Annotated in this window: 27 protein-coding genes; 13 read left to right on the top strand and 14 right to left on the bottom strand. The window is 35.7% G+C overall.

Translation table 11 applies throughout. The annotated features are described in order from the left end of the window. Positions 1-109: 109 nt before the first annotated feature. Complete coding sequence (locus tag J2Z23_RS13295) at positions 110-2194, bottom strand: DNA topoisomerase III (protein WP_064467442.1); 2085 nt, start codon at positions 2192-2194, stop codon at positions 110-112. A 370-nt stretch (positions 2195-2564) separates the two neighbouring features. Here J2Z23_RS13295 and J2Z23_RS13290 point away from each other — a divergent pair, with 370 nt between their 5' ends. After that, positions 2565-2693: a YjcZ family sporulation protein gene (locus J2Z23_RS13290; protein ID WP_082881156.1), complete on the top strand. Its 129-nt coding sequence runs from the start codon at positions 2565-2567 to the stop codon at positions 2691-2693. Positions 2694-2774: 81 nt separating this feature from the next. Here J2Z23_RS13290 and J2Z23_RS13285 read toward each other — a convergent pair whose 3' ends face one another. Beyond that, positions 2775-4010 (bottom strand): sensor histidine kinase, encoded by a 1236-nt coding sequence (locus J2Z23_RS13285; RefSeq protein WP_209974182.1) that lies wholly within the window; start codon positions 4008-4010, stop codon positions 2775-2777. Between the two features lie 148 nt (positions 4011-4158). Between J2Z23_RS13285 and J2Z23_RS13280 the strand changes: the two genes are divergently transcribed. Both J2Z23_RS13280 and fumC read left to right on the top strand, forming a co-directional pair. Then, positions 4159-6231, top strand: coding sequence for a transglycosylase domain-containing protein (locus J2Z23_RS13280; RefSeq protein WP_209974181.1), 2073 nt, complete (start codon positions 4159-4161; stop codon positions 6229-6231). 161 nt (positions 6232-6392) lie between these two features. Further along, a complete protein-coding gene (gene fumC, locus J2Z23_RS13275; RefSeq protein ID WP_064467440.1) occupies positions 6393-7775 on the top strand; it encodes a class II fumarate hydratase in 1383 nt (460 codons plus the stop codon). A gap of 178 nt (positions 7776-7953) precedes the next feature. Here fumC and J2Z23_RS13270 read toward each other — a convergent pair whose 3' ends face one another. The 5 genes from J2Z23_RS13270 to J2Z23_RS13250 form a co-directional block, all read right to left on the bottom strand. Continuing rightward, entirely contained in the window at positions 7954-8166 is a 213-nt protein-coding gene (locus J2Z23_RS13270; RefSeq protein WP_057981500.1) for an alpha/beta-type small acid-soluble spore protein, read from the bottom strand. 288 nt (positions 8167-8454) lie between these two features. Continuing rightward, positions 8455-9555, bottom strand: coding sequence for an ABC transporter ATP-binding protein (locus J2Z23_RS13265; protein WP_057981501.1), 1101 nt, complete (start codon positions 9553-9555; stop codon positions 8455-8457). Between the two features lie 372 nt (positions 9556-9927). Further along, positions 9928-10821 carry a helix-turn-helix domain-containing protein gene (locus J2Z23_RS13260; protein ID WP_057981502.1) on the bottom strand — a complete coding sequence of 298 codons (894 nt, stop codon included), beginning with the start codon at positions 10819-10821 and terminating at the stop codon, positions 9928-9930. 338 nt (positions 10822-11159) lie between these two features. Next, positions 11160-11351, bottom strand: a complete 192-nt coding sequence (locus tag J2Z23_RS13255; RefSeq protein ID WP_057981503.1) for a hypothetical protein — start codon at positions 11349-11351, stop codon at positions 11160-11162. Between the two features lie 241 nt (positions 11352-11592). Then, entirely contained in the window at positions 11593-11817 is a 225-nt protein-coding gene (locus tag J2Z23_RS13250; protein ID WP_057981504.1) for a DUF5342 family protein, read from the bottom strand. A gap of 356 nt (positions 11818-12173) precedes the next feature. On the opposite strand from J2Z23_RS13250, the gene J2Z23_RS13245 reads away from it, so the two are divergent. The 7 genes from J2Z23_RS13245 to J2Z23_RS13215 all read left to right on the top strand — a co-directional run bounded on the left by J2Z23_RS13245 (position 12174) and on the right by J2Z23_RS13215 (position 20426). Beyond that, positions 12174-13313, top strand: coding sequence for a DUF445 domain-containing protein (locus J2Z23_RS13245; protein ID WP_064467439.1), 1140 nt, complete (start codon positions 12174-12176; stop codon positions 13311-13313). 34 nt (positions 13314-13347) lie between these two features. Continuing rightward, on the top strand, positions 13348-13704 hold the full coding sequence (locus J2Z23_RS13240) for a YlbF/YmcA family competence regulator (protein WP_064467438.1): 357 nt from the start codon (positions 13348-13350) through the stop codon (positions 13702-13704). A 128-nt stretch (positions 13705-13832) separates the two neighbouring features. Next, positions 13833-14696 carry a Cof-type HAD-IIB family hydrolase gene (locus J2Z23_RS13235; RefSeq protein WP_057981507.1) on the top strand — a complete coding sequence of 288 codons (864 nt, stop codon included), beginning with the start codon at positions 13833-13835 and terminating at the stop codon, positions 14694-14696. Positions 14697-14813: 117 nt separating this feature from the next. Continuing rightward, complete coding sequence (locus J2Z23_RS13230; protein ID WP_057981508.1) at positions 14814-16067, top strand: metallophosphoesterase family protein; 1254 nt, start codon at positions 14814-14816, stop codon at positions 16065-16067. Beyond that, a complete protein-coding gene (locus J2Z23_RS13225; RefSeq protein ID WP_209974178.1) occupies positions 16064-19027 on the top strand; it encodes an ATP-binding protein in 2964 nt (987 codons plus the stop codon). The genes J2Z23_RS13230 and J2Z23_RS13225 overlap by 4 nt, the downstream gene beginning before the upstream one ends. Positions 19028-19065: 38 nt before the next feature. Continuing rightward, positions 19066-20007 (top strand): 3'-5' exoribonuclease YhaM, encoded by a 942-nt coding sequence (yhaM, locus tag J2Z23_RS13220; RefSeq protein ID WP_057981510.1) that lies wholly within the window; start codon positions 19066-19068, stop codon positions 20005-20007. A gap of 233 nt (positions 20008-20240) precedes the next feature. After that, positions 20241-20426, top strand: coding sequence for a sporulation YhaL family protein (locus tag J2Z23_RS13215; RefSeq protein ID WP_057981511.1), 186 nt, complete (start codon positions 20241-20243; stop codon positions 20424-20426). A gap of 54 nt (positions 20427-20480) precedes the next feature. Here J2Z23_RS13215 and J2Z23_RS13210 read toward each other — a convergent pair whose 3' ends face one another. Then, a complete protein-coding gene (locus J2Z23_RS13210) occupies positions 20481-21458 on the bottom strand; it encodes a peptidylprolyl isomerase (protein ID WP_064467436.1) in 978 nt (325 codons plus the stop codon). A gap of 419 nt (positions 21459-21877) precedes the next feature. On the opposite strand from J2Z23_RS13210, the gene J2Z23_RS13205 reads away from it, so the two are divergent. Then, positions 21878-21967: a YjcZ family sporulation protein gene (locus tag J2Z23_RS13205; RefSeq protein ID WP_064467435.1), complete on the top strand. Its 90-nt coding sequence runs from the start codon at positions 21878-21880 to the stop codon at positions 21965-21967. A gap of 156 nt (positions 21968-22123) precedes the next feature. On the opposite strand, the gene J2Z23_RS22315 is transcribed toward J2Z23_RS13205, so the two are convergent. Together J2Z23_RS22315 and J2Z23_RS13195 are read right to left on the bottom strand one after the other, a co-directional pair. Further along, on the bottom strand, positions 22124-22303 hold the full coding sequence (locus tag J2Z23_RS22315; protein WP_082881446.1) for a hypothetical protein: 180 nt from the start codon (positions 22301-22303) through the stop codon (positions 22124-22126). 345 nt (positions 22304-22648) lie between these two features. Continuing rightward, positions 22649-23185 carry a DUF3267 domain-containing protein gene (locus J2Z23_RS13195; protein WP_057981513.1) on the bottom strand — a complete coding sequence of 179 codons (537 nt, stop codon included), beginning with the start codon at positions 23183-23185 and terminating at the stop codon, positions 22649-22651. Between the two features lie 151 nt (positions 23186-23336). Between J2Z23_RS13195 and J2Z23_RS13190 the strand changes: the two genes are divergently transcribed. Continuing rightward, entirely contained in the window at positions 23337-23672 is a 336-nt protein-coding gene (locus tag J2Z23_RS13190; protein WP_057994228.1) for a DUF1878 family protein, read from the top strand. Here J2Z23_RS13190 and J2Z23_RS13185 read toward each other — a convergent pair. Both J2Z23_RS13185 and J2Z23_RS13180 read right to left on the bottom strand, forming a co-directional pair. Continuing rightward, positions 23669-24235: an HTH-type transcriptional regulator Hpr gene (locus tag J2Z23_RS13185; protein ID WP_057994229.1), complete on the bottom strand. Its 567-nt coding sequence runs from the start codon at positions 24233-24235 to the stop codon at positions 23669-23671. The genes J2Z23_RS13190 and J2Z23_RS13185 overlap by 4 nt on opposite strands. Before the next feature lie 139 nt (positions 24236-24374). Beyond that, positions 24375-24743 carry a YtxH domain-containing protein gene (locus J2Z23_RS13180; RefSeq protein ID WP_057981516.1) on the bottom strand — a complete coding sequence of 123 codons (369 nt, stop codon included), beginning with the start codon at positions 24741-24743 and terminating at the stop codon, positions 24375-24377. A 326-nt stretch (positions 24744-25069) separates the two neighbouring features. Between J2Z23_RS13180 and yhzF the strand changes: the two genes are divergently transcribed. Beyond that, positions 25070-25264: a membrane protein YhzF gene (gene yhzF / locus J2Z23_RS13175; RefSeq protein WP_057981517.1), complete on the top strand. Its 195-nt coding sequence runs from the start codon at positions 25070-25072 to the stop codon at positions 25262-25264. A gap of 43 nt (positions 25265-25307) precedes the next feature. On the opposite strand, the gene J2Z23_RS13170 is transcribed toward yhzF, so the two are convergent. Next, positions 25308-25829: a tryptophan transporter gene (locus J2Z23_RS13170; protein WP_057994231.1), complete on the bottom strand. Its 522-nt coding sequence runs from the start codon at positions 25827-25829 to the stop codon at positions 25308-25310. Positions 25830-25957: 128 nt separating this feature from the next. Further along, complete coding sequence (locus tag J2Z23_RS13165) at positions 25958-26383, bottom strand: HIT family protein (RefSeq protein WP_209974177.1); 426 nt, start codon at positions 26381-26383, stop codon at positions 25958-25960. Between the last annotated feature and the right edge of the window lie 519 nt (positions 26384-26902).

Here is a 26902-nt window from a genome sequence, read left to right as displayed (position 1 = left end):
GATACTTAAGTTATTGAACCGCCGTATACGAGAACCGTATGTACGGTGGTGTGAGAGGTCGGCTAATCAATTAATGATTAGCCTCCTACTCGATTAAAAACTAAGTTCGTTATTCTTGATTTTTCATAGCCGCTTTTAATGCATCAGCTAAGCTATTACCAAAGCTTTCATCCTTTGTGTATTTTTTCAATAGTTGTTTTTCTTCTCTTTTCGTTACTGTTTTTTTCTGCTTATTGGCCTTTTCAACAAGATTACAATTTCTGCATTGAAAATATGTTCCTGCTTTTCCATTATGAATTTCCATTTTTTTATGGCATTGTGGACAACGGCGATTGGAAAGTTTTGGATCTTTCCGTTTACGGAATTGGCATTCCCGATTCGAACAAACTAACATTCGACCATCACGGCCTTTTACTTCTTTCATGAATGAACTACATTCAGGACATTTTGATCCCGTTAAATTATGGGCTTTATATTTTTGCTCACTGGATTTTACTTCTGCTACAAGCTGTTTTGTTTGTTGGCGGATTTGTTTTAGGAATTGTTCTGCCTTTCCCTTACCTCGGGCAATCGCTTCTAGCTCCGCTTCCCATTTTGCTGTTAATTTCGGTGATTTTAACTCGTCGTTTACTAAATCGATAAGTTGCTTCCCTTTTGGCGTAGGGTGTAGCCGATTGTTTTGACGATCAATTGTTTCAGAACTAAGTAGTTTCTCAATAATATCGGCTCGAGTAGCTGGTGTACCCAATCCATATTTCTCCATTCTGGCAAGCAAATCTGCTTCTGTAAATCGAGCCGGTGGTTCGGTTAACTTCTTTTCCAATTGAATATTTGTGATAGAAAAGGTCATGTCTCGTTTTACATTTCCCATTTTCCCATCTTTGCTATTTTCGTCCCTTTTTTCTGTAACAGCCTTAAAACCAGGGTCCAATATAATGGATTCATGGGCAGTAAAGGTTTGTCCAGCTACATTAAATTCTGCTTTAATAGTCTCATAACGGTACTTCGGATAAAATAAAGCTAAAAATCGACTAACAATCATCTCATATAATTTTCGTTCATCAGTAGAAAGATTACCTAATTTCGGCCGTTCGTCAGTTGGGATAAGAGCATGGTGGTCTGTTACTTTTTCATTGTTAAAAACTTTTTTCGCGATTACTTTCCCTCTTATAACAGGTTGAACGTCTTCTTTAAAAGCTGGGAATATAGCTTGCAAGCGGTCGCTCATCGTACTTTCCAAGTCTGTCGTTAAATAGCGTGAATCTGTCCTTGGATATGTGACTAATTTATGTTGTTCATATAAATTCTGAAGGACATTAAGTGTTTTCTTTGCCGAGAAACCAAAGCGGCGATTTGCATCTCGTTGTAACTCCGTCAAATCATAAGGTAGAGGCTGCTGTTCAGACTTTTCCTTTCGGCTGACTTCTGTTACTTTTGCTTGTTGTTTCTCTATTTTTTGTACAATTTGCTTTGCTTTAGCTTCATTAAAAACTCTTTTCTCACCATTCTCATGCCAAACAGCGTTTAATAAGCCGATTTTTGCTTGTATATTCCAATATTCTTTTGGCACAAATGCTTGAATTTGTTTTTCTTGATCAAGAATCATCGACAAAGTTGGTGTTTGTACCCGACCAGCGGATAAGGGATCATCATATTTCGTTGTTAGGGCACGTGTTACATTAAGTCCAATTAACCAATCTGCTTCAGAACGACAAACAGCTGATTCGTATAAGGAATCATATTGCTTTGCGGGCTTTAATTGTTTAAACCCTTCTTTGATGGCACGGTCAGTTTGAGATGAGATCCACAGTCGTTTGACTGGCTTTTTCCAATGGATTTTTTCGATAATCCACCTTGCAACAAGTTCTCCTTCACGCCCCGCATCGGTAGCAATAATAAGTTCGGATAAGTCTTTTCGCTTTACAAGCTGTTGAATACCTTTGAACTGGGGAGCTGTTTGCCGAATGATTTTAAGTCCCATTTTATTAGGGATAATTGGTAAATCCTCCATTTTCCAAGTTTTATATTTTGGGTCATAATCCTCAGGCATTTTCAACTCAATAAGATGACCTAAAGCCCATGTTACAACGTATTTCGGCCCTTCAATATAATGTTTTTGTTTATTTGTACAACCTAGTACACGAGCAAGATCTCGTGCCACACTAGGTTTTTCCGCTAAGACAAGTGATTTCAACTAAAGAACTCCTTTCAAATAGTGTTCAAAAAGGGATATAGAGAGAAGATGGTTAAAGGTGTTAGAAACAAATACTTAGTACTGCGTTTATACAAATCTTCCAGGATAAGGAGTTTCAAGCAGAAAAATATTTTTGCCATCACTTCAACTCGTGGATATATAGGTACTAAACGAAACGCCTCCCGTATTGATATGTCCTCTTATCAGATTTTTGAACATCCACTTTCAATCATACCCTTAAGTATATCAAAATAAATAAACGATAAAAGTAAAAAAGTTCTTTAGCGTCCATACATCTTTTTGATCTTTTGAATAGTATATGATGCAAGGGTGATCATTCACTCTTTAATTCTGACCTGGAGGTGAGAATATGGGCTTCTGTGGCGGCTACGGCGGATATGCTGGCGGAGCTGGCGGTGGTTACGGCTACGGCGGTGGCTTTGCGTTGATTGTTGTATTATTTATCCTGTTGATTATCGTTGGTGCAGCTTGGTTGTAGGATAAGAAAGATCAATGTAAGGCTGTATACTTGTTTTAAGAAAGCAGGAAAGTGGAGAGAATCTTTTCTCTCCACTCAACTTTATACATGTGAAACTGGAAGAATAATTGTGAATTCTGTCCAATTATCATCAGATGAGCAAATTAAATTGCCTTTGTGTTTGGTTATAATTTCTTTACATACATAAAGCCCTAATCCTGTTCCTGAATTTTTAGTAGTAAAGAAAGGATCGAAAATCGTTTCAACAATATTCTCGGGTATTTTAGGACCAGAATTTGCTATTTTGATGTAATTCTGGTGCCGTTCTTGATAGCCTGTTATCTTTATAACTGGCTTGGAAACTTGGCGGGACATCGCCTCTATTGCATTGAAAATAATATTGATGAGGACTTGTTTAATTTCTTCGGCATATCCATTTATGTATAGTTTTCCAATAAAATTTGTATCGAGTTGAACATTGGACTCTAAAATTTTTGGGTAAATGAAGGAAAGAATCTGATCAAATTGATCAGATAAGGAAAAAATACCTTTTTTTAGATTGGTCTTTTCTTTTTTAGAAAGCATTAGAAATTGGGTTATTTTTACTTTTAAATCGCTTAACTCATCTTGAATAATATCTAGATAGGGAAGATCTGGTCTATCGGAACGAAGTAATTGAATAAATCCATCTACAGTTGTTAAGGGGTTACGAAATTCATGAACAAAGCTCGCAGTCATCTGACCTAAGAGGGTTAAGCGATCTTCATGTTCCTTTTTAGCCTCGTGTAAAGATTTTTCTGACTCAGCTAGAGATTTTAATAAATAAAATATAAAAGAATCAATAATGGAAGATAGTTTATAATAAAAAACAAAATGGTTTTCTTCTTGAATAGGCAATTTAAAAATAATTGCGGTCATTTCGGTTTTTATACTTGTGATATTCTGTACTAAGAAATGCACAATACTTGGTTTATATATTAATTTCCTTGAAAGTTCTTCGGCTTTTTCTTGTAAATATTTTTCTTTCTCTAATTCGGATAATGTAGTGGCACTTAGGAAGATATCAAACATTAATTTTATATGAGTTTCCATCCATTCATTAAAAATGTTATCTGGTGACTTGAGAAGTTTTTCCTTCCAATGTGCCAAAACTCTCTTCTTCTGCATTTGTATAGAGGATAAAACGTCTTCTTTTATTTGGCTCATTTTTTCACCTCTTCTCTTTAATTCGGCTCTCACAATAAATATCCTTCTGTATTTACCAATAATTACCAAAAATTTATTAGTTTCGATTGTTTCATCTAAAAAACCAATTAATTTATACTTATTATCATACAATCTTTTATATGCATCCTCAATAAAGAACAGCTAATTTACTAATAATGAGATAAAATTATGTAAGAATAAGTAAGAAGTTGTGGATTATCTTATATAAAAGTATTATAGTGTATTTGGTTAATGAACTTGAAGAAGTGGTGAAATTGCTATGAAATCAATCACAACAATTGTAGAAGCAATAAAAAGATTTTGGAAAAAAGCACATTTAAATCAGATTTTAATCTTAATGATTTCTTTAGTTATTTTACTTGGATTGGGCTATTTTGCCTGGGTTGCTAGTACCACAAACGTGGAAGCACTAAAACAAGGATTGTCACAATCAACCATTATTTATGATAAAGATGGCGATGAGGCCAGCAAAATCTCCGCAAATAGAATGGAAGGAGTTTCGATTGACGAAGTTCCAGAGCATTTACAGGAAGCGATTATTGCAATTGAAGACCATCGATTTCGTGAACATAATGGTTTTGATGTGAAAGGGATCATGCGTGCCTTTTTCTCTAATTTAAAAGCTGGAAGAATTACTGCAGGTGGTAGCACAATAACACAGCAATTGACTAAGGTTGCTTTATTATCACCTGAAAGAACATACAAACGAAAGCTGGAAGAGATTTTTCTTGCTGTCAAGTTAGAGAAATCTTTTACAAAAGACGAGATTTTAGAAATGTATATGAATCAAGTATTTTTTGGCAGTGGTGGTTGGGGAGTTCAAAACGCCTCTAAAACATATTTCGGTAAGGATGTAGGGAATATCACGATTAGTGAAGCGGCGATGTTAGCAGGTATTATAAATCGTCCCTCAGCATTAGATCCTTATAAAAATATGGAAGCATCTATCGAACGACGTGACATTGTTTTAAGACAGATGGAAAAGTACGGAATGATTACAGAAGACGAGATGAATCAAGCCTTGAATGAAAAAATCGTCTTAAATAATCAAGGTGAAGATCCATTGAAAGGAAAGTATCCTTATTATGTTGATGCGGTGCTAAATGAAGCAATTAACAAATACGGACTTACACAGGATGAAATTCTAACAAGGGGTTATAAAATATATACACAGATGGACCAAAACCTACAATCATCATTGGAAAATGTATACAATAATGATGCTCTGTTCCCTAGTAGTAGTGATGGAACTTTAGCACAAAGTGGCGCTGTGTTACTTGATCCGAAAACAGGAGGGATTCGTGGGCTTGTAGGTGGGCGTGGGGAGCATACGTTTCGAGGATATAATCGTGCAACGCAATTAACGGCACAACCAGGATCTGTTATTAAGCCTTTAGCCGTCTATACTCCTGCATTAGAAGCAGGTTACAATGCTAATTCGATCTTGAAAGATGAGGAATCACTTTCTTTTGATGGTTATAAACCACGAAATGCAAACCATCAATATGCAGGTGAAGTGCCAATGTATCAGGCCATTGAAGATTCCTTGAACGTTCCAGCTGTTTGGCTGTTAAATGAAATTGGAATAGAAAAGGGGAGCCAAGCGCTTGAAAAATTCGGGCTTCCTGTTTCAGATAAAGATAAAAATTTGAGTCTGGCACTTGGTGGTACAGACACAGGATATTCCCCTAAGCAAATGGCGGAAGCCTACTCAGCTTTTGCAAATGGTGGCCAACGTATTCAAAGCCATATTATTACAAAAATTGTTGGACCAACAGGGAATGTAGAGGTAGAGGTTCATCCTAAAAAAACACGCGTAATGGATGCATTTACTGCTGAACAAATGACGGCAATGTTATTGAATGTCATTGATTCGGGAACAGGAAGTAAAGCGAAAATTGATGGGTATAAGCTAGCTGGGAAGACAGGTTCAACACAGGTATCTTTTGATGAAAATGGAACGAAAGATCAGTGGTTTGTTGGCTATACACCAAATTTGGTCGGTGCGGTTTGGCTGGGATATGATTACACGGACCAACAGCATTATTTAAAAGGAACAAGTGGCGACGTTGTAGTGCCAATTTTTCGTAGTATGATGGCGAACAGTCTTCCCCATATAGAAAATGAAGATTTTAAAACAAAATCAATCAATCAGAATATCGAAGAACAAAATAAAAAGGATAATCGTTCGATTAAAGAAAAATTAAAAGATTTTGATGAAAAAATGACAAATGAAGCAGAAAAATGGAAAGATAAAATGGACAAGGGAAAAGGGAAATTGCGGGAAATGGAAGAAAAATTGAGAAAGAAACTTAAACAGAAATTTGAATAATGACAGGCAACCCATCAGTTTATTTTTCGACTATTGGGTTGCTTTTTTTATGCCAAATAATAGCGGATAAATTATCCATAAATATTCATGTTAGAAGATGAAAAATTCTGTTGATTATGAGAAAATAGAGAAGAGGATGTTAGATATAGGAGGCTATACATATGGATTTTCGTATTGAGAAAGATACAATCGGAGAAATTAAAGTACAAAATGACAAATATTGGGGTGCTCAAACCCAAAGAAGTAAGCAAAATTTTAAAATTGGAACTGAAAAAGTTTCTATGGAAGTAATTAAAGCCTTTTCTCATCTTAAGAAAGCGGCAGCCATTGCCAATCATCAATTAGGCAAACTTTCTTCTGCTAAAAAAACAGCGATAACCGAGGCCTGTGATGAAGTATTAGCAGGGAAATTTGATGAACATTTTCCACTAGTTGTTTGGCAAACTGGAAGCGGAACTCAATCTAATATGAACGTAAATGAAGTGGTTTCCAGACGTGCGAATGAATTATTAGCGGAACAAGGAATAGAGGAGACAGTTCATCCTAATGATGATGTCAACATGTCTCAAAGCTCTAATGACACTTTTCCAACGGCGATGCATGTTGCCGCTTACCAAGAAATCCAAGAGTTATTATTACCAGCTTTACAACAGTTGAAATCTACACTACAGGAAAAAGAACAAGCCTATATGGACATTATAAAAATTGGTCGTACTCATTTACAAGATGCGACACCTTTAACATTAGGTCAAGAAATTAGTGGCTGGCGTGCAATGTTGGAAAGAAGCGAAAAAATGATCAAAGAAAGTGTTGAGCATTTACTCCATCTAGCCATTGGTGGTACTGCCGTAGGAACGGGGATTAACGCAGATCCTGCTTTTGGCGATATGGTGGCTGAACAACTAGGGAAACAAACCAATTACGCTTTTGTTTCGTCAGATAACAAATTCCATGCATTGACAAGCCATGATGAAATTGTCTTTGTTCATGGAGCTCTTAAAGGATTGGCAGCCGATTTAATGAAAATTGCTAATGATGTTCGGTGGTTAGCAAGTGGGCCACGAAGTGGAATTGGAGAGTTATCAATACCGGCTAATGAGCCAGGGAGTTCTATTATGCCAGGTAAAGTAAACCCTACCCAAAGTGAAGCAATCACAATGGTTGTAACACAAGTAATGGGAAATGATGCAGCAATTGGGTTTGCGGCCAGTCAAGGGAATTTTGAATTAAATGTTTTTAAGCCAGTCATTATTTATAATTTTTTACAGTCCGTGCGACTTTTGGCAGACAGTATGATTTCTTTTGACGAGAATTGTATCATAGGTTTAGAGCCTAATTTAGATGTGATTGCTGAAAATGTTAACCGCTCTCTTATGCTTGTGACTGCCTTAAATCCTCATATTGGCTATGAAAAAGCTGCTGAAATTGCTAAGTTAGCTTTTAAAGATGGAACCACTTTAAAAGAAGCAGCGATTAAGACAGGGTATTTGACAGCAGAACAATATGATGAGTGGATCGATCCAAGCAAGATGGTTAATGTATAATTAATGCGCAAACACCATGGCGATAGGAAGAACGGCTAAGTTCGCGACGTTTTTGACCCCTATATTAGTGTCGGCTTGAACGTTACAATGTTAGAACCTCAGATATTAGGTAGGTTTATCGTTTGAAAATTGGAAAGCCCCCAAATTTGGGGGCTTTAGCCATTATATTCAATTTTTATTAACCGTTATAGCCGCCGCCAAGTTGTTGTTGAGCCATAGATACTAGGCGCTTTGTAATTTCTCCACCAACAGAACCATTAGCACGAGAAGTTGTATCGGCTCCAAGATTTACACCAAACTCTTGTGCGATTTCAACTTTCATTGAGTCAATTGCTTGCTCAGCACCAGGTACTAAGATTTGGTTTGAGTTGTTAGAATTGTTGTTAGCCATTTCTGTCATCTCCTTGTTGTATTATTATGATATGGTTGGGTCAGCTGGATTTGCACCAGCACACTTATAGGTGTCCTACTGAGGTAAGACCCAGCGAGAATTGTGGTTTGTACTTTTTATTATGTTTTTTTACTTTGAAATTATTCATAAATGCTAGTGGGAATTTTTCCCGGGTTTATCTTGAAATAAGAATTGTGTTGGATTATGAATATTATTTTCTAAAAGAAAGTAAAAAAACCTACCAATTTTTCCAAAAAGGTAGGTTTTTCTGTTAAGTTTTAAATAGCTTTAGCGAATTCTAAGTTCAGACTCAGTATCAAAAAAGTGTACTTTGTTCATATCCAAAGCAAGTTCCATGGATTGTCCTGGTTCTGCAATCGTTCTAGAATCAATTTTTGCTACAAATTCTTGTTCTCCAATGGAGGAATAAAGCTGTGTTTCAGCACCTAAAAGCTCAGAAACATCGATTTTGACTGTAATTCTTGAATTAGGTGATGCTTCAATGAATGCAGGCTCATCATGGATATCTTCAGGACGTACACCCATCATAAGATCTTTCCCTACATAACCTTGTTCACGAAGCATTTTCATTTTGCCTTCTGGTACAGCTACTTTTGCTCCTCCATCAACTTTGAAACCATCATCTTCAAGTTTTCCGTTGAAGAAGTTCATTGCAGGAGATCCGATGAATCCACCAACAAAGACATTCTCTGGATTATCATATACTTCTTTCGGACTACCAACTTGTTGAATGACTCCGTCTTTCATTACAACAATTCGTGTAGCCATTGTCATTGCCTCAGTTTGGTCATGGGTAACATAGATTGTTGTTGTTTGTAGTCTCTGGTGCAATTTTGCGATTTCTGCACGCATTTGCACACGAAGCTTTGCATCCAAGTTAGATAAAGGTTCGTCCATAAGGAATACTTTTGCATCACGGACAATCGCACGACCTAAAGCAACACGCTGACGTTGTCCACCAGAAAGTGCTTTCGGTTTACGATCAAGGAAACTTTCAAGACCAAGAATTTTTGCTGCGTTATTTACACGTTCTTCAATTTCTTTTTTCGGCATTTTACGTAATTTCAATCCAAATGCCATATTATCATAAACACTCATATGTGGGTAAAGGGCATAGTTTTGGAACACCATCGCAATATCACGGTCTTTAGGTGCTACATCGTTTACTCTTTTATCATCAATGTAGAAGTCACCTTGAGAAATTTCTTCCAAACCAGCGATCATACGTAGTGTTGTAGATTTACCACAACCGGAAGGTCCAACGAAGACGATAAATTCTTTATCTTCTACATGAAGATTGAAATCAGATACTGCTGTTACTTTATTATCATAAACTTTATAAATACCATCGAGACGTAATTCAGCCATTGATAAAACCCCCTAAAATTAATGTAACTTCATTGTACAGAATCCGCTTTCAATAGGCTATGGACAAGGTGCACAAAAACACAATCAATTTTTTAGGCAAGATGCCCATTTATTCAGAAGACTAAAAGTTTGTGGGAATTTTACTTGGAGTTATTTACAATAGTGTAATGCACAGACATTGATGCAAGATATAGCGAGCTTAGCATCTCCCTATTCCTTCTCACAAGAAACATCAGGGGAGCTTATAGTACTTGCAGTAGGGGAATTATTAGTGCAGGTGAATGTCGCTAGCGATGTTCATGACTTTAACCGCTCTAGGAAGCAAAGAACGTCTTCCTAGAGGCATTACATTAGCTTGTCGTTCCCTACCGCCTAGGCTTCCATATGGAGACAAGCTAGATATGTAAAAAAGGAACCATGAAATGTTTTGATATCGATTCCTGTTTTCTCTATAAATTTATCGATACGATATTGAAGACTGTTACGGTGCATAAACAATTGTTTGGCAGTTAAAGTGGCATTTGCTTGATTTTCGATATAGGTTTTAATCGTTCTGATAAGATCAGGATCATCCAATAAAATTTGGTGAATATCTGCAAAAAGAATAGGACGCTCTTGTTCGGGAAGATTAAGATATGAATAATTAGGAATGGCTTTTTCCCGTGTCATAATTCTTTCTTCGGGATGATTAGATAATGAGACAGCCAACAATCTTTGCTCTAGTTGAAATAGTTGCTTTATTTGATTGTTAATAGGTTGAAAAAAGCCAAGGTGAAAATGAATTTTAATAAAGAAGTCACTTTCTAATGCTTCAATAGCAGAAGATAGTTCTTCTTCCGAAATACAGAGGTTTGGTTGATCTTCAATGATTACTCCATGGTGATGGCTAAAAGGAACAAAGATTACTTCATTCGAAAAAAGGCTTTTCGTCGCCTCTTCCCATTCTTTATATTGAAAGTCATCACGCATATTTGGGATGGTAAAATGAATAAAGCGAATATCGCTTGCTTTGGAATATGGAATTTTTCCATTATGTAGTAAAAATTGATACCATTCTTCCGCTAAAGGAGCGCGCACTATTTTCTGTCTTTGTTTTAATGGAAACAAGGTAGTAAGCAATGTTATTTCATCTTTAGTTAATTTTGCTTTAGGAATACCTATGTAAGAATCTTCAATTTCGTCCTTTAACCAAGTATATTGTGGATCAGTATTGGGTTTTAAACCCGTAATTGCATCTGGATATAATTGTAATAATTTCTTAATCATATAAAGCTCCTTTATTTAGTATCTGAATGAGCAATGATATTTGCAAATTCGTTAAACTATAAAGTTTTCGATAGTGGTATGCTTATGTCATTCACGATTTCATCTATTCTACAGAAAGAGAAGCTAGGAATGAGTCAGCCCTTTCATCTGTCACTAGCTCTAATGCCCTTATCCTTCGTTGTAAGCTTCAAACGTTTTTCATCTGCTAAAAAAGAGTATCACCACCAGTGCGAAAGGTGGCTTACAAACATCCTGCTGGCTCAAGTTGAGACTAGAACGGTATCGCCACAGGACGTGGCGAATTTAGCCGTTCATGTTGAAATTGTTGAGGATTCGTTTTATATCTCTTTAGGATCTTCTTCAGGAAAAAAATCGATAGCTTCCTCTATATTGGTAGAATCTTCTCTCATAAAGACTGATCCACCGGACATTCCTTCGTTGACCATTCGGTCGACATCCATATATAATTTATGACGACCTTCAAAGTCGGTATCAGGTAAAAATTGCTTTTTCTTATTGCTTTTCTTCATACCATCAGCCTCCTTCTATTTTAGTATGGAAGCTGATGGGCCTTTACATGCTCTTTAAATATTGGTAAAGCTCTTATAAGGTGTTCAGGGTGCAACTTGATAATTGTAATTGTTAAAGGGACTATCATTCAATATGCCCGCAACAGTCACGAACACGATTTTATAGAAGCATGCTTTTTGAAATTTTCTTATTTAGGATGTATCTTTAATCGACTAATTGCTGTTGGATATAAATGATTGACTAGCGTTCGTGATCATAAATATGGAAGATCATTAAGTCGTGAATCTGTTTCTCGATTTTGTCTTTATTACCTAGATCTAGAAATGTTAAAGGACATTCCCAATGAATTCGCCCATTGGGATAATAGAGACCGGTAATTTTTCTCTGATTATAAAAAAACGAGAATTTCCATCCTAAATGATGCTGGTTAGGAAGAATTGTTTGAACTTGAAAATGTTGAAACATGTTTCTTCACCTCTTATGTAGTTTACCAAATATAAACAGATCATTAAATAAGAAAAGCATAAGCGCCTTGAGCAATTTCGACATGTACTTCACAATAAGTCAGTTTGGCTTTTATTGTTTCAGGATATTTAGTAGAACATCGGCTTAAGGTCACTAAATTCGGGGGTAACGCTGATTGACTGGCATGCTGTGAGCCACTCAAGACTATGGAACACTAGCTAATTTTATATTTTCTAACCCTATAAAAAACATGAACAATACTTAGTTTCTAAGTTAAAGATAAGAAACCTTCCTTTGAATGATACGTAAGGAATGGTATAAAGAATTTAGAGCTAAACTACCTAGGAGGAGTCAAAATGCCGAATTGGATATGGACATTAATATTTATGATGGTGATTGGAGCAATCATTGGTGGTTTTACGAATTTTTTGGCTATTCAAATGCTTTTTCGCCCGCACCGTCCCATTTATATAGGAAAATGGCAGCTACCTTTTACGCCAGGATTGATTCCAAAAAGGCATAAGGAACTTGCTACGCAAGTTGGAAAATTAGTTGTGAATCATTTAGTAACACCTCAAAGTATACAAAAAAAGTTGTCTGACCCGAAATTTAAGCATGAAACAGAAAAATTAATTAGCGATAAAGTTCATAGTTGGCTAGACCAAAAATGGACAATTGACCAAGTATTGCATTATCTCCAGATCGAAAATGCAGAACAAAAAGCGAAATTCTATTTGCAAAATAAGGTGAAACAAAAATATGTAACTTTAAAACAGACATATGGTGATGTTCCAGTAAATGAATTGCTACCAGAAGAGTGGGAGATGAAGGTACAAGAAAAAATACCTGATCTTTCTGGAAAAGTTTTAGAGAAAATAATTGCTTACTTTTCAAGTGAACAAGGTGGAGAGAAAATAAATAAAATGATTGAAGACTTTTTCCAAGATCGCGGGAAAATTTGGTCAATGATTCAAATGTTTGTTGGTCATCAATCATTAGTCGATCGTTTTCAGCCTGAACTTATTAAGTTTTTACAAAATGATACTACTAAACAGTTGCTTGTCAACATATTACAAGCGGAATGGCAAAAATTACAGCAAAATTCTCTTGAGGAATTGTTGCCGAATTGGCAAGATGAGCCCTTATTGAAATACCTTGAAAATTGGACAGCAAAAACCATTCCATTAGAAAAGATCTTTCAACTTTCTATTCATGACGTAATTTCTCCTTATATTGAAAAACTTGACCAAAAGTGGATTCCCTTTCTCTTGGATTCTGGTGGTAACTACCTAGTACAGAGAACGGAAGAAATTATGCAACGGTTCCAAGTTGAAGAAATAGTACGTGAGCAAATTGAAGAGTTTTCAATAGCTAAGTTGGAGGGAATTGTTCTTTCGATTGCGAAAAAGGAACTAACGATGATCACTTATCTAGGGGCAATTCTGGGTGGGGTGATCGGACTAATTCAAGGAATCATTGTCATGATGACTTCTTAGTATGTTACACTGTTTGAGAAGGAGGAGATCTCTTATGGCAACAAATTTGTATGATTACGCATATGAGCTTGAAAAAGGCTTACGTCAAAGTGAAGAGTATGTAGAATTAAAAACCATGTATGAAGCGGTGGAAAATGACGCTACTGCTAAGTCAATGTTTGATTCATTTCGGCAAATTCAAATGCAACTTCAGCAAAAGCAAATGGCTGGACAAGACATCTCTGAAGAAGAGGTCCAGCAAGCTCAATTGATTGCAAATCAGGTACAACAAAATGAAAAAGTAACAAAACTAATGGAAGCAGAACAAAGAATGAGCATGGCGATTCAAGAATTAAATAAAATCATCATGAAGCCACTAGATGATTTATATGGCATTGTCCAAGGACAGTGAGAAGAGGGAGCCGCTTTACTTAAGCGGTCCTTTTTGATCGTTGATACCCCATTTCAAGTTCTAACTTGCAGATGTGCGCATAAAATATGATAGAGCGAGTGGGTCCTGCACAATAGGGGGGTATCAGCATGATATATAAGTTACTAGCTTTAAATATTGACGGTACGTTATTGCAGGATAATGGCCGTATAAATAAAGTAACGAGAGATGCGATTGATTATGTTAATGATAAAGATGTTAAAATTATTGTTAGTACCTCAAGAAATTTTCCCGCGGCAAAAAGGGTAGCGAAATTATTAAAAATTAAAGAGCATATTATTTCCCATCAAGGTGCCTTTATTGGAAAAGAGCTGGATAAACCTGTTTTTGTGAGAAGGATTTCAGAGAATATTACAGGGGAAATGCTTGGATTATTGGAATCATTTTCCTGTCAGATTAAAGTCATTCATGAAGAGTTGATGTTTGCAAATAAGATGAATTTACCCAATCAGTTAACGGGTAGGGTCGTTTTTCAAAAGGCAAATCGTATAGCCTATTCAGAGCAATACGTAGATAATCTTCAAGAAAGCTTTCAGCAAAACCCGGTCTCTCCAATGATGATTGATGTATTATTTGAACATAAGCATGATCGTGAAGATGCTATAAAAGTAATAGATGAAATGTATGATGAGGTAGAATGTATTAAATCCAATCCACTACGTTTAATGATTGTTCCAAAAATGGTGTCCAAATTAACGGGAGTTCAATTTTTATGTGAACATCATGGAATAAAAAGGGAAGAAGTAGTAGCAATCGGTTCAGATTTTGATGACTTGCCACTCATTCAATGGGCAGGACTTGGAGTGGCAATGGGGAATGCTCCATTAAAGGTACGAAATGAAGCAAATTGGGTGACGAGATCTTACGAAGATAATGGTGTAGCGTACATGGTGAAAGAGCATTTTCGTAAACAACATCGTCTTGGTTTTTTAAGAAATATTTTAAAAGAATAAAGAAAAATCCAAATGAACAAATATCCTCGGTAAATGAAAGACAGCGTGTCCATACGCTGTTTTTTTGTGCTTATTTATTGTATGATGGAACATATATTCGTTGTGAGGAGGATCCAATTGAAAAAAGAGATTCGCTTTATTCATACAGCTGATTTGCATTTGGACAGCCCTTTTCTTGGGCTAAAGGATGTACCAACAAATCTTTTTAAACGAATTCAAAATAGTACCTTTCAAGCTTTTGAAACACTTATTGATGAAGCCATTGAAAGGCAAGTGGATTTCTTTGTCATTGTCGGAGATTTATTTGATGGGGAAGATCGAAGTATAAAAGCACAAGCAAAATTGAGACAGCAAATGGTGAAGCTTGAGCAGGCAGGAATCGAAGTTTTTATTTCGCATGGAAATCATGATCATTTATCCGGAACTTGGTTGAATTTAGATATGCCCTCAAATGTTCAGATATTTCCTGAAGAAGTTACCTGTATCCCTATTACAACTAAAACGGGATTAAAAGTTCATTTATATGGCTTTAGTTATCCAACTAGGCATGTAACAGAGCGGATGGTTTCAAAATATATCAAAGAAGGTGAGGCAGATTTTCATATCGGACTTTTACATGGACATTGTGAAAGTAGTCGCAGTGAGCATCAACCATATGCCCCATTTTCCATTCAAGAATTATTACAAACACAAATGAATTACTGGGCATTGGGTCATATACATAAAAGCCAAATAATGCATGAAGATCCACATATTGTTTATCCCGGTAATCCACAAGGTCGCCACAAAAACGAAAAGGGGAAAAAAATAGGTTATGAGGTAGTGATAAATGTTGAGGGGCAAACGACTCTCCAGCCAATTCCGACCTCTGTAATTCAATGGGAAAGCTTAGAATTACATTGTACAGAAGAAATGACTTTTACTGACTTGTATACAAAATGTGAAACAGCTATGGAAACTAGCCTTGATCAAAAAAAGATTAGTATATTACTTGAAATTAATTTCAAAGATGCGGGTTATCTTTCTGCCGCTATTAAGCAAAAGCTTGAGAACGGTGAGTTTTTGGAAATGCTTCAAGAGGGAACAGATATAGGGGATATATTTATCTGGCCATATAAAATTAATATTGAAGAAAACAAGTCAGAGGCAATTTTATTGGAAGATCCGACCTTTTGGAAGCTAATGACACAAACAATTTCAGGTTATCGGGATGATGAGATCGATGAGACGCTATCGACCCTTTATACCCATGTCTATGCCAGCCGCTATTTATCTCCACTAACAGATGTGATGAAAGCTGAACTATTAGTGGAAGCCCAGGAATTAATTGGGGAACGATTAGTTGGTAGGAAGGAGGGCGGGAAAAGATGAAGATCAAAAGCTTGTCTATATATGGCTATGGGAAATTTACAGGGTTTGAATGGAATGCTATTGGTTCTTTGCAAGTTGTGTATGGCCGTAATGAAGCGGGAAAATCGACAATGATGTCCTTTATTCATAGTATTTTATTTGGTTTTCCGGCTAGACAGTCTGCTCAATTACGTTACGAACCAAAATACAGTCATGTTTATGGTGGGAAAATAGTTATTGAGACGGAAACCGATGGAGAAGTTGTGATTGAGCGGTTGAATGGAAAAGCTGGGGGTGAGGTTCAAGTTCAATTTGAAGACGGTACAATCGGTGGGCAAGATAGGTTAATTCAGTTATTAGCTGGTATGAATAAATCATTGTATCAAAATTTGTTTTCATTTGACCTTAAGGGGATCCAAGATGTCCAACGCATGCAAGGAATGGAAATTGGCCGTTATTTATTAGCAGCAGGTACGTTTGGAACTGATCAACTACTCTCAGTAGAAGAGGAGCTAAAAAAGCAATCTGAACAGTTATTTAAGCCAAATGGCAGAAAGCCAAAATTAAATATACTATTGAAAGAATTGAAAGAATCTGAAGTAGAATTGAAAAAAGCAAAGCAGCAAAATAGTGATTATGAATCATTATTATCAAGAAAGTCACGTCTAGAAGCGAAACATCTGAAACTTGAAAAAGATTTAAAAGAGCAATCCGGTAATTTGCAGAACGTAACAACAGTACTGGAAAAATGGGCCATACTTCAAGAAAATCTAAGAATTGAGCAGCGTTTAGAAGAACTCGGGACGGTAGACTTCCCTGTTGATGGTTTGAAAAGATATGAAAATTATATAGAGAAACAGATACTACTTCGTAATCAAATAGATGGTATTGTCAGAAAACTTGAGAAAACAAAGCAAAATCAGGCAGAATCGCGACCATCCCTTACTTTTCAACCGGTCATCCATCGGGCTGAAAAGCTTATTCAAGAATGGCCGTTATTTCTGCAAAATCAAGAGGATATAGAGGATGGGAAAAGGAAAGTAATAGAACATAAAGTGAAAATCGAAGAGATAGAACAAGCTTTAGGCCTCAATGGCCAATCAGCAAATTTGAATTTAGGTATTGCGATAAAAGAGCAAATCAGGAAGTTACTAAATGATCAGCTTAAATTCCAGTTACAAACTGAGGAACTTTCAAAACAACGGCAAAAAACTGTACAGGAATTTGAAGAGATCGAAGCCCAGTGTCAAAGCATTGAAGAGAATTTATGGTCAGAAACCGATTTTAAGCAACTGCAGATAGACAAAAATGATTGGATCAGATTAGAAGAATTATTGGAAGAGAAGAAAAGGCAGAATCAAAATCGGCAAGATCTTAGCAAAGCAAGTAAAAAAAGCAACTATATAAAAATGGGGGAAGGGATACTTTTCCTCCTTAGTCTTATGCTGTTTTTCTGGTCAATCTTCACATCGCAATGGCTTCTAGGGGTATTTACTGCTGGAATATCCGGCTATATATTATTTTCCGCTTTTTTCACAAATAAAGCCAAGAAAAATTCAGACGAACACTTAACATTACAAATTCAGGAATTAACAGCAGAATTAGAAAAACGCAGTAAGGATTATCATCCGCTTTTTGTTTATGAAGAACAACTTGAATTACGGAATGAATGGAAGAGATTATATCAAATTCTAGAGCAAAAAGAACAAGCAAAGGGAGAGTTACGTGAACAGGAGCAACATCTAACCGACAGCTTAGAGTGTACTAAAGTAAATGTTCAATCATATAAAGAGGCATTAGGATTGTCTATGGACTTTCCGGACATTCGTTTAGAGGATGCCATAGATTTATTATCAGAAAGAGCGGATCAGCAAAAGCAACTGGAAAAGCTGCAAAAGAGCTTACAAGCAAAAGACGAAAAGCAGAGGATTTGGTTGCGAGAGCTTGAGATAATTGCCAGTGCAGCTAATTGTCCTTTTGAGAACCCTTCGGAAACGGGCTTTTTACTTAAACAGACATTGAAGCTTGAAGAAGAGAAAATAATTAGACTAAAGGAATGGGAGATTAAAATAGAAGAGTTAGAGAGTGAGAGGCGAATTCTTGAGGCGGAATATAAGGAATATAGTCAGCTCACTAGCCAATTACTGAAAAAAGCTGGTACAATCGATGAAGAAAGTTACCGAGTTAAAGCTAAAAAGTACGAGGAAATGTGCCAATTACAGTCAAGACAACAGATTTTGCAGGATCAACTTAACCAGTCAATAATGAATGATTTTAATCATTATCCTTCACAAAAAGAAATAAAAGAAACACATACTCGGCTCATAATGTCCATCAAAGAAATAGAGAAGGCTCTGAAAGAGGTCCGGCAAGAAAGGGCTACACTTGATCATCAAATTGCTGTTTTGGAGGAAGGTGGCACATATACAGAAAAACTCCATCGTTTTTATCAATTTAAGGCAAACTTTCAAGAAGAAGCGATGAAGTGGGCTGAGATAAATATGGCGGTCTCTTTATTACAAAAAACGATGAATAATTATATATCTGATCGATTTCCAAAAGTTGTAGAGAAAGCTAAAGAGTATTTTTCATTTTTGACAGATGGACAATATTCATCATTAGCTTTTCAAGAAAATGATCAGCTATTTGTGAAGAGAAGTGATGGGGCCTTGATGGAGCCCATTGAACTAAGTCAAGGCACGAAGGAACAATTGTATATTGCTTTAAGATTCGCTTTGGTTTTTGTTATTCAGAGTGACTATTCTTTTCCTATTATGATAGACGATGGTTTCGTGAATTTTGATAAAGAGAGAACGAAAAAAATCTGTGAGCTAATTCAAAAAATGAGTAAAGAAACACAAATACTAATATTTACCTGTCACGAACATATCAAAGAATTGTTTCCAAGTAATTGTGTCTATACATTATCTAGCAATCATCAACAGAGTTCAGAAGGCGACAAGAGTCATAGTATGATATAATCTTTAAAAGCAGCGACTAGGAACGGAGGCATTGGAAGATGAAAGGAATATTAGAACATGAGGTTGGGGAACAAGTTGACCTCTTTTTATTGATTAAAAGTGCAACAAAAGGTATGGCAAGTAATGGGAAACCTTTTTTAACTTTAATTTTACAAGATAAATCTGGGGATATTGAAGCTAAACTATGGGATATCTCAAATGATCAAGTAAGAATCTTCCAAGCGGAAACGATTGTACGTGTAGCTGGTGAAGTACATAATTATCGAGGGAGATTACAATTAAAAATTAGGCAAATTCGTCCTGCAACTGCACAGGATGGCGTGAATGTTGCTGATTTCCTTGAAACAGCCCCAATAGATAAAGAAGAAATCTCAAGTAAAATCACTCAATATATTTTTGAAATGAAGAATCCGAATATCCAACGAATCACTCGACATTTGATGAAAAAATATTTAGATCGCTTTTTGGAATATCCAGCAGCGACGAAGAATCATCATGAATTCGTATCTGGGCTTGGCTATCATGTTGTATCTATGCTTGATCTAGCAAAAGCCATTTCAGAGCTCTATCCGTCGCTGGATCGGGATCTTTTATATTCAGGTATTATCCTTCATGATTTAGGGAAGGTCATTGAATTGTCAGGCCCTATTTCTACGACTTATACTGTAGAAGGAAATTTATTGGGGCATATTACGATTATTGTGAATGAAATTGCGAAAGCGGCAGAAGAATTAAGCATTCAGGGTGAAGAGGTTGTTGTGCTACAGCATATCGTTTTAAGCCATCATGGTAAGTTGGAATGGGGAAGCCCGAAGCAACCAATGATTAAAGAAGCGGAGATCCTTCATATTATTGATAATATTGATGCAAAAATGAATATGTTAGATCGAAGTTTAAAACGGGTCAAACCTGGTGAATTTTCCGAAAGAATCTTTCCTTTGGATAACCGCTCATTTTATAAACCGACTTTCCATTCTTAATAAGCTGTCCAAAAAGGTCAATAAATGAATTGGCTTTTTTGGCGGCTTTTTTTAAAAAAAGCCATTTAAAACTCATGCTTTTTCATAAAACGCAAAATATGAACAATTTCCATTAGGGTGAATGCCTTTAAAATAAAGGCATTTTTTTAATCTTTGCACATATACTTAAGTAAATAATTTAGTCTTTGGACCAGTACAGATTGGACAAGTATAGGAAGGAGTGGTGGACAAGCATGAGTTTACCTATTTGGATATACGTAGTGGTTGCAGGGGTTTTTATAAGTGCATTTATGGCGGTGAAGACAGCTAAGGAAGATCGAGATATGGAAGAGGAATGGATCGAAAAAGAAGGGCAAGTTTACCTGGATCGAATGCAAAAGGAAAAAGCGGAGAAAAAGAAGGTTAAGGTAACGAGTTAATAACAACAAAAACAGCTACCCTTGGCAGCTGTTTTTGTTGTTATAAGCTATAGATTATTTATCTTTATTTTCATCTTTTGCTTTATCATCTGAGGCATCCTGATCATCAGCTTGATCCTGTGCGGACTCATCATTTTGATCATCTACTTCATTATTACTTGTATCTTCAGGGTCTGGAGCGTCCAGTATGGAGTCCAAAGATGTTTTTAACTCTTCGTCTTTTACTTCTACTTTTGCTTTTTTAAGTTCAGCCTTCATTGCTTGAAGGATTGAATCTTGATCAAGCTTGGCAACTTTTAATTCTTGCGTATATTCATCTTTTACCTTATCGAATTCATCTTTTTTTGGTTTTTTCGTTACTTCAATAATATGCCAGCCGAATTGAGTTTCAACCGGAGCGCTCACTTCGCCTTCTTTTAAACCAAAAGCAGCAGCTTTAAAGTCTTCATCCATTTGTGGATCATCTCTAGAGATAGTACCAAGGTCCCCACCAGTTTGAGCTGTTCCATCTTGGGAATATTCTTTAGCTAGATCTGCAAAATCTTCCCCATTGTCCAATTTTTTCTTAACTTCTTTGGCTGTTTTCTCATCTTCTACAATAATGTGTCGAACATCAATATCAGGTTCTTTCTGATCATAATATTCTTTTACTTCGTCATCTGTCACTTTAATGTCTTTTGTTGCTGCTTTTTGTTGCAACAAGTTAAGGCGAAGAACTTCTTTAAAATCATCTTCATCTTCGAAGCCAGATTGCAGAAGTTGCATTTCAAATTGTGCTCCAAGTTGATCTTTAATTTTATTTAATTCTTTATCTAATTCTTTATCGCTCACTTTATACTCTTTTTCGAGTACTTTCTCCACAACAAGTTGTTGAAGAACTTGATCCCCAACTCTTTCTTTCATTGCTTCGTATAACTCATCTTTTGTTACATTTCCTGCTTTTGATTTTACAACGGTATCCCCGCCACCACTACATGCAGCAAGTCCAACTACACCAGCCGCTAACGTTAGGGAAAGTACCCACTTTTTCATAATTGACAACTCCCTACAATTTATGTGTTCAAAAAGGGAAATAAAAAGAGCCGAAAAATTCGGTTCGCGATTTTTATCAGACTTTTTGAACCTCTTCTTTATGTCGAAGATTGTTTCAAGCCACAAGACATACTATAACATAGTTTATCGTGGATGATAAATACTTTTTTAAAACGATTCATCAAAATCTAGGCATTTGCTCCAAACAGATGCCTTGTTAAGAGCATAAGGTATAAAGAATGGTCATAACATCCATTTGGTTAGAAACTCTGGTTTTTACTCCAATTTGACGTTTTATTGTTCAAGTTCATTATAAACATGAATGTAATTTCCGAAAAAAATGCAAAACTTGGGCAAACGTCCTAACCATTGACAAAAAATTGAATAATATAAAGTAAGATCTAGAGGAGGTGTTGTAATTGTCAGCTGGAGCTGGTTACGGCGGAGGCTTCGCCCTTATCGTTGTCTTGTTCATTCTGTTAATTATCGTGGGGGCGTCTTGGCTATAATATAAGACCGATAAAAATATAAAAAGGCGGATTTCCCTATTGGGGAAATCTGCCTTTTTATTTAATCTCTGTATACTTGCCTTGACGCTTTGCTCCTTTGGCATTGCGCTTCAGTTAGGTTTCAGCGAGCTGATCAAGGGACATTCGCTTTTATTGTTACGTATACAAAATCTCAATGTAGGTAGAAAAAAGGAGAATAGTAATCAGAGTGTTAATCGTTCGAAAAACTTTGGGTTGGCGTTCTTCTGGAATTTCCCTAAGGACACAGAGGGAGTTGGTAAGGTTGTTGAATATGTATAAAATAATAATAGCAAAAATAAAAAAAAGCGAGATCAATATTTATTCCTTCCCTTCGTCTCCTATATACTAAAAGAATAGCAAACTTATTGTAAAAAAGATAGAGGAAAATATAAGTGGATATTCAAAAAGTTACAGTAAGTATGGTGACTGGCGATGGAGGATTGTCGTACATAGATCGACTAAATCGCAATTGAACCGAAATATCCCGAACAAGTTCGCCTTTAACGTCATAGTGCTTTTATCCTCCTCTTTGAATACGAACTAATAACGAAAACGAACTAGCTCCCTCATCTACTTTGTTTGAGAAAATGAGGGAGGTAGGGTAGGTCTTGCATGTAAGGAAAAAACGTGCAGGCATCCTGTAAAATTCTTGAGCTAATATTAATTTTTTACAAGAATTTCATAGCCATTTTCGTTTTCCTCAATAAAAGCCCCACTAGGAGAAGCTAAAAGAGTTTTTAAAAATTTAAAGTCTGGTGTACAGATGCCGATATGATAAGATAGCAAAATAGCAATATAATGCCGATAACTTGGAAATACAAATAGCATTGCAATCAATATAGAATTAATGACGAAAAATGGAAAAATAAGTGCCAGGGAGTACTGGACTTTAGAAACAGGTGTAAAAATATTTAATTGCATTGTAGGTAAAATATAAAAATACCATTCAATTTTTAATTTTATTTTTCCGTATGCACATTTTAATGGCAATAAGTGACAAAGTTTATGCAATGGATATAGTAGAATAAGAATAATAAAAAAAGTAATTGCATGATTATCTTTTAATTGTCCAGAGGCCATTGTTTGAATCAAAACGTAAATAAATAGAAAAACAAGTAATGAAATAAAACTAGAAGTGGTGAATATCCTAAAAAAATGATATTTTCTATTTACATTATAAGATTTCCAACAGTGCATTGTTTAAGCCTCCAAAAAGAAATTGAATAAATAACTCTACATACTTTACGACGAAATACAGGTAAAATCAATAGGCTTTTAGAATAAATCTAATTGGACAAATTTCACCGGAAATCCGGTAAGACTAAGATAAAGATATGAGGTAGTCATAATGGATCATTTGTTAGCAAGAATTGAAAAATTAGAATACCATCAAACCTTATTAATGAAGATGATAAGAACGGACGGATTTGAGTTTGACCGATTGGTGATCGCTAATAATTTGGGACAAGCTGAGGTAGAAGAATTCTTGGCAATGTGTGAGGAATTGAGTAAAGAAATGCTCGAACAAAAAGCAGAGAAATTTATTTTTTATGCTCCGCTTTTTGTTCAATTTAAACAAAGGCTTACACCTAAGTTAGATCATCGTGAGGTGGTCGAGGCATGCTTGAAGCAACAAGTTTTCCCGGAGCTCATGGAAAAACTTAAACGAAATATTGAGGGCTAAACGACATTTTCAACATCTAAATCTTTACTCTCTTCTTTTTCTAAGAATTCCTTTTCTAACCGGGAAAAGGATGTCTCGAATATTTCCATGAAATCCTCACCGTAAATATTGCGAACAATGGCGAGAAGTTCAATTACTTCGGGAAACTTACCATACAATTCACGCAAAGGAAGGGAACCGCGATAAACAGAATTTTTGGTAGGATCATAGGCTTCCATTAATTCCATTAGTAATTTCGTCCCTTTGTCCGTGAGCTTTATGTATGTATTACGCTTATCATTTTCTCGTTTTGAAAGGGTTAATAATTCCCTTTCTTCCAACTTTTTAGAAAAATTAAAAGCTGTAGAAACATGCATAACACCAAATTTAGAGATGTCTGAAATCGTAGCCCCATTTAAATAATGCGCAATCCATAATACATGATGTTCATTAATGTTTAAATCGAATGGTTTAATCCATCTTTGCCAGTCTTTCTCAATCGCTTTCCAAAGTGCCTTAGATAACTGGGCCATTCTTTGAGTAAAAAGCATAGATTCTGAAAATGAATATTCTTTTTCTTCCATTTTTTTCCCCGCCTTTTATACTTTAATAACATTATGCCAATAAAGTAAAGATTAATAAAGATATAAATTAACAAAATTTTTAAAAAGGAAAAAATGAAGGATTTCCTTGTCCATTGGAAATCCTTCATTTTTAGGAAGTTTAAACAGAAAGTTGATTTTCTTTTATTTTTTCTTCAAGTTGTGAGATGGTTTTCTGAATTTCTTGCATTTCCTCTTGTAGTACCTTTTTATTCGGTTCTACGCTTTTTTGCCACTCTTCTACTGCTACCTTGACATCAGCGGCAAGCTCTTTAATAACTTCCTTCCCCTCTTTTGATACTTTTGTGACCGAATCCTTAATATCCATAACATCTTCTTTTAATTCTGTTGCCATTTTAACCCAATCATTTTTAGATTCTTTTACTTGAGTACGTAACTCTTTACCTGAACTTGGGGCAGTGAGTAAGGCTGTTGCTGCTCCCACAACACCGCCAACAAGAATACCAGTTATTAGTGCTTTTCCATTCATACGTATCACCTCAGAAATAATCTTTTTTTAATACTTTCTCCATTTTATAAAAAAGTCCTTCATTTTTCTTTACCCCATCTACTCATGGTTACTCATATAATAGCATAAGATGAAGTATTGGTTGGCTATTAAAAACTAAGGAAGAAAAACATCCCTGATTGAAAATCTATCCAAAATCTGACATGTTATATCAACGTCAAAGCGTGCAAATCTTCTGCCAGTTAGTAGAAGATACTAGTGTAGGTGTTAGCAATTAATGGCAAACATGGAAGCGATTTAAACATATGCTAAGGAAAAGTGGCAATGGAGAGAAGAGGTGAGCGGAAATGTTAGTAATAAAATTTATGATGATCATCTTGGGAATCATTTTGCTTTTAATTATGGGCTATCAAATCATAATGTATTTGCGTCCAGGGATTTTTCCGCCAAAGAAGGTCGTGAAAGACCGAATAGTTCTTAGCGGAGGACTAGGTATTATATTTTTGTTTATTGGAATTATTATTACTATATTTGGAAAATAAAAAACTGGTATAACCAAATGGATATACCAGGTAGGACATTTAATTACATTGAAGCTGTAGAAGCAAAATTCGTTCTCTTTAGGATTGCCGTAACAAACGGGTATAGAATGAACAAGATAACGGCATTGAGTGCCATTGCTGGTAATACCCCAGTGCCAAATAAGATAATAAATGGTCCAGGTAATTCAAATAGTAAATAGGCTGAACCGAGGAATAAAGTTCCTGAGATGACTGTGCAAACAATCGTAAGAATAGTTAAAGAAAGTTGCTTTGACAGTTTCTTGCTTAGTAATAGAAATAGTCCATAAAAGACAAAGGCTGTGATGGGCTTATCAATGATGTTTGGAATTTGCCCCATTGGAAAACTTGTTGTTAAAGCAGTTAAAAGTCCTGTGGCAATTCCTAAAAGTAAGACATTTTTCTTTTCAGGAAATAAAGCAATACCGAGAAACATCATTGCCAGCATCATATCAGGTTTTATCGCCCATGTTCCAGGCATAACTAAATGGAGCACCGTCCCAATTCCTAGCAACATAGATAAAATAACAAGTGTTTTTGTCTTCATCTTCTCTCTCCTCTTCTCATCTAACTATTCATTCCTGTCGTGCACTATTGCCGACAGCGAAAGATAAGACTATTTTATCATAGGAGAACAGATAAAGGAAGATAAAAAAACTCCCAGTAGGCGGGAGTTTAAGGTTGAATGGCTTGGTTTATCGTTGAAGCAATCTGTTGTAAATCATCTGCCGTATATTCAGATTGATGGCTTATAAATTTTTTTTGAATGCCATCTTTCTCGTTATAACGTGGAACAAGGTGTAAATGATAATGAAAAACTTCTTGTCCAGCAAATGAACCATTATTATTAATCATATTTAAACCATTAAGATCAAATTCGGAACGTAGAGCCCGTGATATAGCAGGTACAACAGAGAATAATTTTTCAGCTGTTTCTGCTTCTAAATCAAAGACATCTTTTTTATGTATTTTTGGAATGACAAGAGTATGTCCTTTGGTTACCTGGCTAATATCAAGAAATGCCAATACATCATCGTTTTCAAATACCTTTGCAGATGGAATCTCCCCGTTAATAATTTTGCAAAAAATACAATCACTCATTCATATCACCTTCCATTCATTTACATTTATTTTAACATAAAGTGATACTTCAATCAGTTTATGGCTATGAATGATAAATAAAAAAGGTGCAAGGTTTCATAAGAAACCTTGCACTGTGAAGGGATTTGCGGGTTTTTAAAGGAAAGATTCTCTTTGTAAGTTATCTCCTTTTACAGAAACAACTTAGTAAAAAGATTTTCCCGACTTTCCATTACCATGCCCAACGGAACCATCTCCCTTGTCAATAGTCAAGTTTGATTTATCCAATTTTCATGATCAATGTTTATCGTGACTTACTTTCCATGGCTGTTTTTGTCTTTCGACTGTTTCAGCTGCTTTCCCGCCCCTTCATCCATTATAATGGCCAGAATTTCGGATCTTCATACTGGTAAAAAACACCAATTTTTATAATAGCTAAACTGGTTGCCCGTATCCGCATTTGCTCCTTACTGTTTGTTGGCCTGAGCCTTATTACCTCCTTAAGTAGATATCAACATTGTGTGGCTTTTGATACTGAAA

Source organism: Lederbergia galactosidilytica (assembly GCF_017873565.1).
GTDB lineage: Bacteria > Bacillota > Bacilli > Bacillales > Bacillaceae_C > Lederbergia > Lederbergia galactosidilytica.
The sequence above is the reverse complement of the archived record's forward strand: the minus strand, read 5'-3'. Positions and strand labels throughout refer to the sequence as shown.